This is a genomic window from Flavobacterium sp. (assembly GCF_050696275.1).
Lineage (GTDB): Bacteria > Bacteroidota > Bacteroidia > Flavobacteriales > Flavobacteriaceae > Flavobacterium.
The window spans coordinates 14,523-28,936 of the sequence record NZ_JBOGUT010000023.1 but is presented as its reverse complement, the minus strand read 5'-3'; the positions used below and the strand labels follow the sequence as shown (position 1 = coordinate 28,936).

Below are 14,414 nucleotides of genomic sequence, written 5' to 3'. Positions count from 1 at the left end.
GCAATGGCTGACCACAACGAACTCGGGAAACTAGGTGAGGAGATGGCTGTCAGTTTTCTGTTGAAAGCCGGTTACGTTATTCTGGAAACGAATTTTGTTTTCCAAAAAGCAGAGATCGATATTATTGCCCAAAAAAACAATACACTTGCCGTTGTTGAGGTAAAAACACGTTCTTCTGTCGATTTCGGCAGTCCTCAGGATTTTGTAAACCCAAAAAAAATCAAACTTCTGGTTAAAGCAATTGACGAATATGTATTGTCAAATGACTTGGATTTTGACGTCCGTTTTGATATAGTTGCCATCCATAAAAACGGTAAAGATTTCATTATTGAGCATTTAGAAGATGCTTTTTATCATTTTTAACAAAAAACAACGTTGTTTTATTTGTAACAAATTGTTTTAAATTTATCTTTGCAACAGAATTTAAGTGAAAAAATGAAAACAATATCTTCCGTAGTAGAAAACTACATCAAAACCAAACCGTTTTTACTTAATGCGCTTTCACAAGGCATTATCAATTTAACTTCTTTGGCAAGAATCATGACCGAAGAATTAGAACATGACTTGGGTAAAGACGTCAAACAAGGGGCAATAATTATGGCCTTGAAAAGACTTTCAGAAGATTTGGATTTTAAGGTTAATCATAAAATCACTAAAGTGCTGAAGAATATCGGTGAAATTACCGTTCGCTCTTCTTTGACAGATTATACCTTCCTGATTTCAGATACTATTTTAAACAAACAGGCTGATCTGATTTCGGAAATCAATATGCATTCGGATATATTTTATACATCATCGCGTGGTGTAAACGAAACCAATATAGTAGTAAGCGAAAGTGTTAATCACCTTGTAGACAAGCATTTTTCGAATGAGAAATTAATTCAAAAGCTGCAGAACCTGGCTTCAATTACCGTTAAACTTCCAAAAGAAAACGTAGTCATTCCCGGAATTTACTATTTCATTTTTCAGCGTTTGGCTTGGGAAGGAATCATTATTAATGAAGTAATTTCAACCTCAAATGAATTTACCATTTTAGTGAGTGATGATGTGGTGGATGTGGCTTTCAAAGTGATTAAAGATTTGAAACACTTGTAAAATAAAAGTTTTTCTAAATCATTTCCATCAATTCCAAGGCTCTCTTAACCGATTTTACATTTTCGAAAGTAAGCAGTAAACGCAGTCCGTTTTTAGTTTCTTTTTCCTTCATTTTACACAGTTGAGGTTGCTTTTGCACAAATTGCAGTACCTGATGGAATCTGTTGGACTGGTAATAATTGCTCTGCTGATCCGAAATAAAGTAGCACACCATTTTGCCTTGTTTCAATACTAATTTTTCAATGCCCAATTTGCTGGCAATCCATTTAATACGTAAACTGTTAAGTAAAGCGATGGCTTGTTTCGGCAAAGCACCAAAACGGTCTGTCAGCTGGTTTTCGTATTCCTGCAAACCTTCTTCGTCCTTAATTAGCGCCAGAGCGTTGTACAAAGCAAGTCTTTCGGTTACACTGTTGATGTAATCGTCCGGGAAGAGCAGCTCAAAATCGGAATCAATTTGAAGGTCTTTTACATATTCTTTTTCTACGGCAGTATCTTCTTCGGCATACAAATCCTTAAATTCATTTTCTTTCAGTTCTTCTATGGCTTCGTTCATGATTTTCTGATAGGTTTCAAAACCTATTTCATTAATAAAACCACTCTGTTCTCCACCTAATAAATCTCCTGCACCACGAATTTCAAGGTCTTTCATGGCAATGTTAAAACCACTTCCCAGTTCGCTGAATTGTTCCAATGCCTGAATTCGTTTTCTGGCATCTTCTGTCATAGCCGAATAAGGCGGCGTAATAAAATAACAAAAAGCTTTCTTATTGCTTCGGCCTACACGACCACGCATTTGATGCAAGTCAGAGAGTCCGAAATTATTGGCATTATTAATAAAAATGGTGTTGGCATTAGGGACGTCCAATCCGCTTTCGATGATAGTTGTAGCAACCAGAACATCAAACTCACCTTCCATAAACGAAAGCATTAATTCTTCCAGTTTTTTGCCTTCCATTTGGCCGTGACCGACACCTATTTTGGCACTTGGAACCAATCGCTGAATCATACCCGCAATTTCCTTGATGTTTTCAATTCTATTGTTGATAAAGAAAATCTGTCCGCCACGCTCTATTTCAAATGAAACTGCATCCCGAATGACTTCTTCATTAAAGCCTACGACATGTGTTTCAATTGGGTAACGATTGGGTGGAGGTGTTGTAATAACCGATAAATCCCTTGCCGCCATCAGCGAAAACTGTAACGTTCTTGGAATAGGAGTGGCCGTCAGCGTCAAAGTATCGACATTTTGTGTGATGGTTTTGAGTTTGTCTTTTACATTGACACCAAATTTTTGTTCTTCATCCACAATCAGCAGTCCTAAGTCTTTAAAAACAACATTTTTATTCACCAGTTGGTGAGTACCGATTATAATATCGAGTTTTCCAGATTCTAAATCTTTTAATGTTTCTGCTTTTTGCTTTGCTGAGCGGAATCGGTTTACATAACTTACATTGACCGGCATTTCTTTTAGTCTTTCGGTGAATGTTCTGTAATGCTGGTAAGCCAAAATTGTTGTTGGAACCAAAATGGCGACTTGTTTTCCGTTGTCAACGGCTTTAAAAGCAGCACGAATGGCAACTTCTGTTTTACCAAAACCAACATCACCACAAACCAAACGATCCATAGGACGGTCACTTTCCATATCGGCTTTAACTTCCTGGGTAGATTTTAACTGGTCAGGAGTATCTTCGTAAATAAAGGAACTTTCCAATTCGAGTTGCAGGTAACTATCGGGTGCAAAAGCAAAACCTTTGTCCAAACGGCGCTTTGCATACAATTGAATCAGGTTAAAAGCAATGTGCTTGACTCTTGCTTTTGTTTTTTGTTTTAAGGCTTTCCAGGCACCGGAACCCAGTTTGTAAATCTTGGGTGGTGCACCGTCTTTGCCATTGTATTTCGAAATTTTGTGTAGGGAATGAATGCTGACATACACAATGTCATTATCAGCATAAACGAGTTTTATGGCTTCCTGCGTTTTGCCTTCGACCTGGATTTTCTGCAATCCGCCAAACTTCCCTATTCCATGATCAATGTGTGTTACATAATCGCCAACAACCAATGAAGTCAGTTCTTTTAAGGTTATGGTCTGTTTTTTGGAATAGCCGTTTTTGATGCTGAATTTATGGTAACGCTCAAAAATCTGATGGTCAGTATAACAGGCAATCTGGTTTTCATCATCTATAAAACCTTGAAATAACGGCAAAACAATCGTTTCGTATTGCTTGGTAAGGTTTTCGTGATTTTGTTCATCCAAGCTTTCAAAAATGTCATGAAAACGTTTGGCCTGCTGTTCATTCGAACAGAATAAATAGTTTTTATAATGAAGATCCAGATTTTGTTTCAGGTTATTCAGCAACAAATCGAATTGTTTATTGAATGATGGCTGAGGCTGGATATGAAATTCAAAAGTTTCGGATATTCTGAATGTTGGTTTTGTAGACAATTCAACAATTGAAAAATCCAAGGCCTGTTTAATGAATTCTTTCTGATTCAGAAATAATTGCCCAGGAGTAGCATGTTTGATGTCTTTAGACAGTTTGTCGAAAGTCTCTTCAGCCTTGCCAAATAATTTGTCTAAACTCGACAATAATAAATCCGTGTTTTGAATAAAAAGAGTTGTTCTCGGATGAATATATTCTAAGAAGCTTTCTCTGTTTTCCTGTAATATTTTGTTTTCGAAATTAGGAATGATGGTGATTTTCTGTTTCTTTTCAACGGAAAGCTGTGTAGCAACATCAAATGTCCTGATGCTGTCTACTTCGTTCCCGAAAAACTCAATACGGTACGGATTGTCGTTTGAAAATGAAAAGACATCCAGAATACCTCCACGCACCGAAAATTCTCCGGGCTCGGTAATAAAATCGACACGTTTGAATTCGTACTCAAACAATACTTCGTTAATAAAATCAATGGAAACCTGCTCGCCAACCGAAATTTTCAGTGTGTTTTTCTCCAATTCTTTTTTGGTCACCACTTTTTCAAAAATGGCTTCCGGATAGGAAACGATAATGGCCGGTTTTTTTCGGGAATTGATCCTGTTCAGAACTTCAGAACGCAGCAAAACATTCGCGTTTTCTGTTTCTTCTATTTGGTAAGGTCTTCGGTACGAACTGGGATAAAAAAGGACATCTTTGTCTCCAATTAAATGTTCTAAATCATTCAGAATATAGGCCGCTTCTTCCTTTTCATTGCATAACAATAAAAAAGAGTGCTCGCTTTTTTGAAAAAGTGCTTCAATTACAAACGAAAGTGACGAACCCAGCAATCCTTTTATATGAATTTTGTTGTCGCCCTGAATGGCATTGTTAATTGTAGCTATTTTAGCTTGCTGGCGGTATTTGTTGCGAATGATTTCAGTACTCAATGGAAAATTATTTAAGCATTCCTTCTTCTTCTTCTTCTTTAGGTGCTGAAGGTTTTACAGCATCTGACGGAGCTTCCATCCCATTGATGGAATTCAGCATTTCCTGTTCACCTTCTTCTTTCTGGATATGGCTTCGGTTTACAATTTCTTCTATCTGCCCTTGCAATGCATTGACTTCAACATTTAAATCGGTAATCAGGCCAACTACTTTTTTCTCCGGAATCCGATCTAAATTGATAAAAGTATGCAGGGCTTTTACTTTGGTTATCAAAGCCATCAGTCTGCTTTTTATTTGCGGTTTGTCTACCTGTGCCGGAATGTTGTTATTCAGTTCCTGAGCCTTTTGAACCAGACTTTTTGTTTTTGTCTGAAAAGCACTGATAGTTCCTTTAGGTTTCTGATTCAGCTCAGACACAAACAAGCGCCATTCGTTCCAGTTGTTGGCAATTCTTTGTGCTTCTGGACTCATACTTCTTGAAGTAAAATTCCAGGTTTTATTAATAGTGTTAAAAGCCAGTTCTTTTTCCTGCAGGGCTTTTTTGATTTCTATTTCGTGCATTTTACTGTCTTCTTTACAGGCTGATAGCAAAATGGTCAGCAACAAACAAAATGTGATAGTGTACTTCATGATTCAATCCGATTGAGAATAGGAGCAAAAGTACTATTTTGTTTTTTTAGATAATCATAAGTGTTAAAGATCTTAAGATTTTGTCCGTTATTTAATTTCCGAAAAGAGTATCTTTGTGCAACAACATTTCATAAGATGAGCACAAAAATATTGATTATAGGAGCCTGCGGACAAATAGGCACCGAATTAACGCAAAAATTAAGATCCGTTTACGGCACAGATAATGTTATTGCTTCTGATATCAGAAAGTTGGATAATGATGTTGTCAATGACGGAATTTTTGAAGTAGTAAACGCTTTAGATTACAATCAGATTGAAAATTTAATCGAAAAGTACCACATTACCGATGTTTACCTGATGGCCGCTTTATTGTCAGCTACTGCAGAAAAGAACCCGGCTTTTGCCTGGGATTTGAATATGAATTCACTTTTCCATGTGTTAAATTTAGCCAAGGCTGGGAAAATTAAAAAGATCTTCTGGCCGTCGAGTATTGCCGTTTTCGGACCAACAACCCCAAGAGACAATACGCCGCAATATACTGTTATGGAACCTTCAACTGTATACGGAATCAGTAAGCAATCCGGCGAAAGATGGTGCGAATATTACAATAAACAATATGGTGTAGATGTGAGAAGTATCCGTTATCCGGGACTTATTTCCTGGACTTCACCTCCTGGTGGCGGGACTACAGATTATGCGGTAGACATCTATTATAAAGCGCTGGAAGACAAAAAATTTACTTGCTTCCTTTCCGAAAATACGGCTTTGCCTATGATGTACATGGACGATGCAATTAAAGCTACAATAAGTATTATGCAGGCTCCGGCTGAACAAATTAAAGTGCGTTGCTCGTATAATTTATCTGCAATCAGTTTTACTCCTAAAGAAATTGCTGCATCTATTCAAAAACACATTCCTGAATTTACCATTGATTATGCTCCTGATTTCCGTCAGAAAATAGCAGACAGCTGGCCGGCAAGTATTGACGATTCTGTTGCGAGACAGGATTGGGGCTGGAAGAATGATTTTGATATGGAAAGAATGACGTCAGTAATGTTAGAGAATTTGGCAAAAAAATAAAAATTCCAAAGCTTTCAGGCTTTAGGTAATAAATAAAAAAGCTGCAACTTCCGGTTGTGGCTTTTTTATTGAAGTTGTTTGTTAGAAGTAATTATACTTGTTGCTGTAGATTCTGCGTCTGAAGTTGTGTCTTATAACACAAAAGAAAAGCCCCGCGAGTTGCGGGGCTTTTATAATAGAGAAGCAGTTGTTAATTAACCACTACGTTGTCAATTTGCATTGTTGTTGTAACTACAGGTCCTTCGCTGTATACTTTGCTTGTTCCCACATATTGGAAAACAAAATAGCCGTTTCCTGTTACGTTAGCCGGGATATTGTATACACCTGCTGACGCAAAAGAACTTGTTGTTGCTGTAGGAATGGTAAAGCTAGTTGTAATATCATATAGCTGTACATCTTTTATGTTCATTCCAGGTACATAATTCTCTGTTCTGTATACTTTAAGACAAGCTCCGTTGTAGAACTGTGCTTTGATCTGGAAAGTAAAAGTAGAAGCAGTACCCATATTAACAGGCATAAAGAAATAAGACTCGTTATCTTCCACAGTTCCTCCAAAAGAGCTCATTTCAAGGAATTTCCCTGATTTAATGATCCAGTTTTTAGTTCCTTTAAGATCGAAGTTAACATAGTTAGGGAATGATTTCTGATTTACTGCAAAACTTTCAAAATTCTCTGTGTAAGCTCCTGAAAAGTTGTAAGCTCTTGGTGTATCTAGTTTTATATCGTCTATATATCTAGCCAAAAACTGGAAGTCAGAACCAAATTTACTCATAACACCTCTTATTTTTCCACGGCCTCTTGCTACTTGCTTTACGGCAAAGGTAGCAAAGCTACTTACTCTGAAATAACGTTGTGTATTACCTAGTGTTGCATCTACAATGTTGTGGTTGGTTGCACCACCTCCGTTGTCTACATCAAAATAACTTCTTGCTAATGACTGATCTGCAAATTGCACATTGTCAAGTTCAATCAAAGTGTTAATGTTAGCATTGGTAGCAGCTTGAGCTAAAGTCATTGTTCTTACAAAACTGTCTTCAGGAACAATAGTTTCTGAAGGGAATAAATGATTTTCCCATTTGTAATTAGGAATACGGCCCAAACCTCCTTGATAAATATCTCCTATTTTTAAAGAACCGTCAGCAATAACTGTATACAAACCTTTTAGCTTGATATACGCTTTTCTTCCTGGAGTAAATCCTTTTCCGTATGATTTTAAATCAATAGAAACACTAAATGCAACCGGAGCAGAAGCATCTGTAGGGATAGTCTGGAAAGAAATAACATTATAGAAATTACCCGTTTCATCACTTGAAGTTACATACGCTTCAATGATATCATCGGCTGTATATTGAGTAACTGTTGACGATGAAGCAGTATAAATATTCTGAACCGTTTTATTTGCTGTCAGGTTATACGTCTTTATAGCTGTTGTCGGTTCGTCAAAGTTTTCTTCAACGCAACCTGTAAATAAACCTAATGTGGCTAATACTAGGACTATTGATTTTATTTTTCTTGAATTCATAATAGTAATTTTAATGAATGAATTATTAGTAGAAAACTTTAATGTTATCTATTTGATATGTTCCTGTCAAGTTAGAATTCGTTCCTGAACCAGTTACACGGAATGCAAAATGCAAAGTTCCTTTGTAAGCTGATAAATCAACAACTCCTGAGTTTACAAAAAGAAATCTTTCTGTATCTGGTGTTGGAGTGATAATAGGAACCTTCTCCCAGCTTGCAGCTGCAAAGTTTGTACCGTCGTAGTCTGAGGAAACCAATAATTCTAAAGGATTATCTATTGATGTTCTCAAGAAATTTTGAGCTGATTGGAATACCAATTTTTCTGCATCCTGCGTATCCATGTTCAAAGCTGGAGAAATCAGCCAGCCTACATTTACCGCCTGGCCTGAACCAAACGAACTGAATTCAGCATAACCATTACCACTGTATTCCTGCTCTGACCAGATTTTGCTTCCTGTTTGGGCAAAATTGGTCCAACCTGGAGTATTTAGGTTGGTGTTGTCTGTAGAACCTGTAAAATCCTCTTGAAACAGATAAGTATTAGATTTCGCTACTTCATAATCACTATCCTTGGTACAACTTACTATCGCAAATGATGCAATAAGTAATGTTACTATTGTTTTATTAATTTTCATCTCTTATCTGAATTAGAAATTAACGTATAAATTTACAAAATATGTTCGTCCGTTACCATAAAAATATTTTGGTGCAAAAGCAGGAGTACCGCTGCTTACATCTTGGTTTAACTGTCTGAAGTTCGCATCTCTTGCTTGTTCAAAACCACCCGTTTTGTATGATTTATCCAAGATGTTGTTAACGCTGGCAAACAAACCAAAAGTATAACTGTTAATCTTCCACGATTTTCCACCGGTAAGGTTTAACAAAGTAACTGCGTCAAATTTTTCTTGTTTCAATAATTCTCTGGCTCTTTCCGGAGTAGCTTCTGCAAACGGTACACCGTTTCCGAAAGCCGGATCTACAAAGAAATTAGCTGTTCTAGTAATAGGAGCAACATCAATATAATTGTTAGCTAAATAATTGGCATTAGCACCAATCCACCAAAAGTGCGGATCTCTGTACTCCAATCCGAATGATCCTGCTTGTTGAGGTGTACCGGATTGTTTGTAATTTTTCAGGTAGGCTTTTCCGTAATCGATAGAAGGCATTGTGTTTCCTTCAGTTGCCATTGCATCCTGATTGTAAGAGATACTAGGGTTACTGTCGTAAGTGAATTCACCGTAAGCAGCCGCTAATGTCGCTTTAATTGTTGAAGTTATTTGGTATTCGAAACCAAACTCAAGACCAATGTTCTTTTTATCAAGACCGGTTACTGTTTCTGCTAAGAATCCGCTTTGGTTGTTGTTGTCCGTGTTTGGATCACCATCATCTAAACTAACACCATCAGCAAAGAAGAACGAAGTTTCAGTAGCGTTTTTAATTTTAGAATAGTAAGCTGTAAGCCTTGTTTTCAATTTTGGCGTTCTGATAATGTAACTTGCATCTGCACTTGAAATAGTTTCACTTTCAATTCCCTCAACAATATTGTTGTTTATTCTTGCATTAGGGAAAGTGTTTCTCATGCTTGGTGCTTTAGTTTGGTAAGAACCGTTAAAAGATAATAAATGCTTACCTGTAATTTTATAGGTTAAACCTCCTTTAAAACCAAAATTGTCAAAAGCTATTTTTTCGCCTTTTCCAAAAGAGTTCACAGGGTAGTATCCGTTTTTATACAAACCTTCTCTTTGGTATTCAGAGCGTGTGTAATTTTGAGCTACGTAGAAATCTGCTTTGCTGTAAGTAAACTTAAACTGAGTAAAAGCATCTATAGTTGTAGCAAACATATTGTAGTTGTAACCATATCTGTCACCAACAGTAACATTTCTGTTTGGATTGTTCAAATCAGATTGCTGTTGTGTATCTGTTAAACCATAATTGTCAACATCTGTAAAGTAAGCACCTCCTAAAAGGTCTAACATTTCCTGAAAATTCTCAGATTTTAATTTTCTGAAAGTTCCACCTGCATTTAAACTGATGTTATCAGCTAATTGAGAGTTTAAAACAGAGTTAGCTGTGAATAATTTGTCATCAGTTCTGTCTTCGTATAAAGCATAGTAGCTGCGTCCTCCATTGTTAAGGTCAGCCATTTCAGACCAGTTTAACTGTCTGTTTGTAAGGAATTTTGCGTTAGCTGCGCCTGCAAGATTCTCAGGACTGTCTCCTACGTATTCGTTTGTATCCGCATCATATAAAGAAGTGAAATAACTTGGTAGGTTTCTGTAGTAAGTTGGGTCTGGATTAGGCTGTGATTGGTAATCAATACGACTGTTTCCTATTTTACCAAACTGGTAGGTTACATTCGTGTTTAAGTTTGTTCTATCGGTTATTTTCCAATAATGGCTTAACATTAAGATTGGTTCTTCCAGATTTTTAACACGTGAGTTTCTTTTTTCACCATTGTTCCAACCCCAGTAAGAGTTGTATTTCTCTCCAGCAATTTTGGTAACTTCATCCGTATTTGGTGAATTTTTACCTCTGCTGTTTTGAGCAAAAATCGATGTAAAGTTTAAGGAATGTTTGTCATTAATTCTCTTTTCAACACTTGCGAAAAAGGAATTAGCAGAATAAGTAGTGCCTTCAAAGTAAGCTTCTTCAGCCCAACGTCTTCCTGCAGAAATAACAAAAGCCCATCCGTCTTTGTTCATGCCTGAAGCGTGAGTTCCCATCATTCTCCAGTTATAGTTGGTGTTGGTTCCTGCAAAAGAGATACGTGAACCAGGTCTGTAAATAGAAGCTCTGGTGTTTATTTCCTGGGTTCCTAAAATACCACCAAAACTGTAGTCTGACGGAGTAAGTCCCATTGTAAATTCTTGATTACGAGTAGCATCATTTAAACCACCCCAGTTACCCCATTGTGGTCTTCCGTCATAAATCTTGTTCATGATTACACCGTTTATCATGGTAGTTCCATACTCATTGTCTAAACCACGAATTCTAAAACGGGCTTGACCCCAATTGAAAGCAGCTGATTGTTGAAAAGCATCACGTGAAGCCTGCAATAAGCCTGAAGTGCTTTCAGAACCACTGTTATCATCACCTAAATCATTTTCGGTAATAGTAATTAAGCTCAATTGTTGTTCAGCTGTCTGATCTTCTTCAAGAGCAATAACACCCAAATCAATCATTTGACCAGTCAGAATTTGAATTGGAAGTAATTGATCTCTGTAGCCAACGCTTTTAATTTGTAATAATTGACTGCCTTTTGTAACTTCTGTAAATTTAAACACCCCTTTAATGTCGGTAAGTTGTGTAAAATTTGTGTTTTGGATTGAAGCAACGACATTTTGTAATGGTTTTTGAGTCTTCGCATCTACAACTTTAGCAGTGATTCCTGTTTGTTGCTGAGCAAAAGCTAAAAAAGCCTGTAATACAAGTAATGTAGTAATAACAAGTTTTTTCATAAATTAAATTAAAGTTAATCCCTTTTTAGTTTTTAAGTTAAATTTAAATGGGGCGACAAATTTACAAGATTAAATGACATTTCAGCTATTTAGTATAAAACTTATGTTAAACTTGTTGATAAATTTACGTTGGCCTTGTAAATTCAACTGTTTTTTAGCGGTTTACATTGATTATGAGGCGTGTAAATTTGCTTTAAGACAGAAAATATGTAAGAATAATCAGGCTGATAATTGGATTTTTTGTTTAATTGAATATTTCTTAACGGATTAAAATTAGGCTGTGTGTAATATTATTTTACATTTGTAGCCCCAAAAGTTATTTTGACTCTTGATTTTAACTAATTATAGTATTTATGAAAATTAGAAATTTTTTCACCATTTTATTTCTATTGTCTTTAACAGTAAGCGTAAAAGCCCAATCTAAAAAATTTGTCGTTCAAACAGTTGCTTTTTATAATTTAGAGAACCTTTTTGACACAATCAACGGACCTAATAATGATGAAGAATGGTTGCCTAACGGTCTTCAGAGATGGACTGGAGAAAAGTACAAGAAGAAACTGGCTAACTTAAGCAGGGTGCTGGCTGAAATTGGCACAGGAGAAAATCCGAATCCACCGGTACTTATTGGTGCTTCTGAAATTGAAAATCGTGCAGTTCTGGAAGATTTGGTCAAAGAACCTAAGTTAATAGACAAAGATTATGGAATCATTCATTTTGATTCACCGGATAAACGTGGGATTGATGTTGGATTGTTGTACCAAAAGAAGCATTTTCAGCCAACAAGTTACATAAACGTACCACTTTATATTTATAAAGAAGAAGATAAATCGAGCAAGAAGGAAGCGGAAGAGAAGACCGATGATATCGCTGTAACAACCACAAACGACAGAAGAATTTATACCCGTGATCAATTATTGGTTACAGGAAAGCTAGACGGAGAAGAAATCAATGTGATTGTTTGTCACTGGCCTTCACGTTCGGGAGGTGAAAAGAAAAGTGCTCCTTTTAGAGAAGCGGCAGCTGCACTAACCAGAAAAATTACAGATTCGTTGCAGAAAATCAAGCCGGATGCTAAAGTGATTATATTAGGTGATTTGAATGATGGAAGCTTTAACAAAAGTGTAAAAGTTGAAATTGGTGCAAAAGGTAAAAAAACAGAGGTTGAACCGCAAGGCGTTTACAATCCTTTTGAAAGCATGGCAAATAAAGGTATGGGAACAATTGGATACCGAGATGCCTGGGATATTTTTGATATTATCATGGTTACCGAACCATTGATAAAAGAAGATTATTCTTCTTGGAGGTATTGGAAAGCAGGAATCTATAATAAGCCTTTCTTAATTACCACAACAGGTCAATATAAAGGATATCCGCTAAGACATTCTATGACTGAAGTCGGATTTAGTGATCACTTCCCTACTTATATTTATTTAATTAAGGAAGTAAAATAAAAAGAAGTACAAAAGGCTGGATTTTCCCAGCCTTTTTTTATTTCATAACTTTACGTTTTAAAAATTAAGAATATGGCAATCGCAAAACCTTTTAACCTTACGAAATGGATTGAAGATAACCGACATCTTTTAAAACCGCCGGTTGGTAATAAAAACTTATATGTTGATTCCGGAGATTATATCGTTATGATTGTCGCAGGGCCCAACAACAGGAAAGATTACCATTACAACGAAACAGAAGAACTGTTTTACCAGCTTGAAGGAGATATCACAGTCTATATTCAGGAGGAAGGAAAAAAAAGAGCCATGCATCTTTCGGCTGGGGATATATACCTGCATCCGGCTAAAGTACCACATTCACCCGTTCGTTCTGCCAACTCCATAGGCTTGGTTATCGAAAGAAAACGTAACGATATTGGAGCTAAAGACGGATTGCTTTGGTTTTGTGACAACTGCAATCATAAACTGCACGAAGTTTATTTCGGTTTGAATGATATTGAAAACGATTTTCAAAAACATTTCAACCATTTTTATTCCTCCGAAGACCTAAGAACGTGTTCCGAATGTAAAACAGTCATGAAACCACTTTAAGCAGAGTTAAGAAATAATTGGGAGTTTTTGTATTTAAAAGTTATACTTTCGCAAAAAAAAATTTAAGAATCCTCATGGACGATTATTCAAGGAGAACGAAAGATAAACAGGAATAGCCGTTGCTTATTGCAAACGCTATCCCAAAACAGCGCTTTGCATTATGATTACTTTTTACAAAAACAATGACGGATTATTCCAAACCGAAAACAAGAAGAACAATTGCTGGATTAATGTAGTTTGTCCAACCGAAAAGGAAACCCAATTCCTTTTAGAAGAATTACAGGTTCCGGAAGCTTTTTACAACGATATTGAAGATTTTGACGAGCGCCCGCGTATCGAAACCGAAAACGGCTGGTGTTTGATTATTATCAGGATCCCGTTCAAAAGTAACGACGTAAAGTTGCCTTTTAATACGGCGCCCTTGGGATTAATTTTTAAGGATGACGTGTTTGTTTCATTGTGTTTTCAGGAAACAGATATGCTTTCGGATTTTGTCTTATACACACAACGTAAAAAAATTACGGTAAGCCATCATTTTGATTTGGTGTTAAAATTACTGTTGTCCTCGAGTGTCTGGTTTCAAAAATACCTGAAGCACATCAATCAACGAATCAAACAGGCAGAGCAAAATTTAGAAAAATCAATTAAAAACGAAGAGCTGCAGGCGTTACTTCAAATAGAAAAATGCCTGGTATTTTTTATTACCTCCTTAAAAGGAAATGATATCTTATTTCATAGAATAAGAAATTTAAAAAACCACAAAGAGACTTTCAACCCTGATTTGCTGGAAGATGTTGAAATCGAGTTGCGGCAGGCTGAAGAGACAACTAATGTTTACAGTAATATCTTAACCGGCATGATGGATGCCTACGCTTCCGTGATTTCAAACAACCTGAATATCATCATGAAAAAGCTGACTTCCATTTCCATCATTTTGATGATACCAACATTAGTAGCCAGTTTATATGGTATGAATGTGCCAAATAACTTACAGGGAAATCCATATGGTTTTTGGATTATTCTGCTGATTTCTTCGGGAATTTCTATTTTTGGAGTGTTTATGTTTAAGAAGAATAATTTATTTTAGGAGCTGTTCCTGCTGTACGCTGTATCTTTTTTGTTGTGAAACTCTGTTAGTAATTTAGGTTTTGTTTTAAACAAAAAAGGATGCCGCTTCCATCAGGGCTAGGAACAACTTTACAGATAAACGAGCCCATGATTAA

General features: G+C 36.4%; 11 protein-coding genes. 6 read left to right on the top strand and 5 right to left on the bottom strand.

Annotated features, from left to right (window positions below; all coding sequences use genetic code 11):
• Positions 1-3 precede the first annotated feature (3 nt).
• A complete protein-coding gene (locus ACRDEC_RS12140) occupies positions 4-363 on the top strand; it encodes a YraN family protein (RefSeq protein WP_431498619.1) in 360 nt (119 codons plus the stop codon).
• Positions 364-435: 72 nt separating this feature from the next.
• Entirely contained in the window at positions 436-1,095 is a 660-nt protein-coding gene (locus ACRDEC_RS12135; protein ID WP_431498618.1) for an aspartate kinase, read from the top strand.
• Positions 1,096-1,108: 13 nt separating this feature from the next.
• Here ACRDEC_RS12135 and mfd read toward each other — a convergent pair whose 3' ends face one another.
• A complete protein-coding gene (gene mfd, locus ACRDEC_RS12130; protein ID WP_431498655.1) occupies positions 1,109-4,417 on the bottom strand; it encodes a transcription-repair coupling factor in 3,309 nt (1,102 codons plus the stop codon).
• 52 nt (positions 4,418-4,469) lie between these two features.
• Positions 4,470-5,090 carry a hypothetical protein gene (locus ACRDEC_RS12125; protein ID WP_431498617.1) on the bottom strand — a complete coding sequence of 207 codons (621 nt, stop codon included), beginning with the start codon at positions 5,088-5,090 and terminating at the stop codon, positions 4,470-4,472.
• Positions 5,091-5,225: 135 nt separating this feature from the next.
• Here ACRDEC_RS12125 and ACRDEC_RS12120 point away from each other — a divergent pair, with 135 nt between their 5' ends.
• Positions 5,226-6,170 (top strand): L-threonine 3-dehydrogenase, encoded by a 945-nt coding sequence (locus ACRDEC_RS12120; protein WP_431498616.1) that lies wholly within the window; start codon positions 5,226-5,228, stop codon positions 6,168-6,170.
• A 190-nt stretch (positions 6,171-6,360) separates the two neighbouring features.
• Here ACRDEC_RS12120 and ACRDEC_RS12115 read toward each other — a convergent pair whose 3' ends face one another.
• The 3 genes from ACRDEC_RS12115 to ACRDEC_RS12105 are packed head-to-tail and all read right to left on the bottom strand — an operon-like array spanning position 6,361 to position 11,149.
• Positions 6,361-7,692, bottom strand: coding sequence for a DUF5689 domain-containing protein (locus ACRDEC_RS12115; RefSeq protein WP_431498615.1), 1,332 nt, complete (start codon positions 7,690-7,692; stop codon positions 6,361-6,363).
• Between the two features lie 25 nt (positions 7,693-7,717).
• On the bottom strand, positions 7,718-8,326 hold the full coding sequence (locus ACRDEC_RS12110) for a choice-of-anchor J domain-containing protein (RefSeq protein WP_431498614.1): 609 nt from the start codon (positions 8,324-8,326) through the stop codon (positions 7,718-7,720).
• A gap of 12 nt (positions 8,327-8,338) precedes the next feature.
• Positions 8,339-11,149: a carboxypeptidase-like regulatory domain-containing protein gene (locus ACRDEC_RS12105; RefSeq protein ID WP_431498613.1), complete on the bottom strand. Its 2,811-nt coding sequence runs from the start codon at positions 11,147-11,149 to the stop codon at positions 8,339-8,341.
• A gap of 353 nt (positions 11,150-11,502) precedes the next feature.
• Here ACRDEC_RS12105 and ACRDEC_RS12100 point away from each other — a divergent pair, with 353 nt between their 5' ends.
• The 3 genes from ACRDEC_RS12100 (at position 11,503) to ACRDEC_RS12090 (ending at position 14,278) form a co-directional block, all read left to right on the top strand.
• The gene (locus ACRDEC_RS12100) at positions 11,503-12,600 is read left to right on the top strand and encodes an endonuclease/exonuclease/phosphatase family protein (protein WP_431498612.1); all 1,098 of its coding nucleotides are present in this window, start codon (positions 11,503-11,505) and stop codon (positions 12,598-12,600) included.
• 72 nt (positions 12,601-12,672) lie between these two features.
• Entirely contained in the window at positions 12,673-13,191 is a 519-nt protein-coding gene (locus ACRDEC_RS12095) for a 3-hydroxyanthranilate 3,4-dioxygenase (protein WP_431498611.1), read from the top strand.
• A gap of 160 nt (positions 13,192-13,351) precedes the next feature.
• The gene (locus ACRDEC_RS12090; protein ID WP_431498610.1) at positions 13,352-14,278 is read left to right on the top strand and encodes a magnesium transporter CorA family protein; all 927 of its coding nucleotides are present in this window, start codon (positions 13,352-13,354) and stop codon (positions 14,276-14,278) included.
• Positions 14,279-14,414: the final 136 nt, after the last annotated feature.